This is a genomic window from Musicola keenii, from assembly GCF_014855505.1.
Classification (GTDB): domain Bacteria; phylum Pseudomonadota; class Gammaproteobacteria; order Enterobacterales; family Enterobacteriaceae; genus Musicola; species Musicola paradisiaca.
The window spans coordinates 1-425 of sequence record NZ_JAAWVW010000064.1 but is presented as its reverse complement, the minus strand read 5'-3'; the positions used below and the strand labels follow the sequence as shown (position 1 = coordinate 425).

Annotated in this window: 1 protein-coding gene; it reads left to right on the top strand. The window is 40.9% G+C overall.

The genetic code is table 11. The features are described 5' to 3' along the window. Window positions 1–425: ATP-binding cassette domain-containing protein (locus HEP82_RS19865; protein WP_192459614.1), on the top strand; the 425-nt coding region annotated here is incomplete at both ends.

The following is a 425-nucleotide window of genomic DNA, read 5'->3' as shown; positions in this document are numbered from 1 at the left end:
GGACTTGACAGCCTTGTCTTCTCACAAGGATTGGGAACAAATTCGTGGTGCTAAGATTGCGACTATCTTCCAAGATCCAATGACTAGTTTTGACCCAATTAAAACAATTGGTAGTCAGATTACAGAAGTTATTGTAAAACACCAAGGCAAAACAGCTAAAGAAGCGAAAGAATTGGCGATTGACTACATGAATAAGGTTGGGATTCCAGATGCAGATAGACGTTTTGATGAATACCCATTCCAATATTCTGGAGGAATGCGTCAACGTATCGTTATTGCTATTGCCCTTGCCTGCCGACCTGATGTCTTGATCTGTGATGAGCCAACGACAGCCTTGGATGTGACCATCCAAGCTCAGATTATTGATTTGCTAAAATCTTTACAAAACGAGTACCATTTCACAACAATCTTTATCACCCATGACC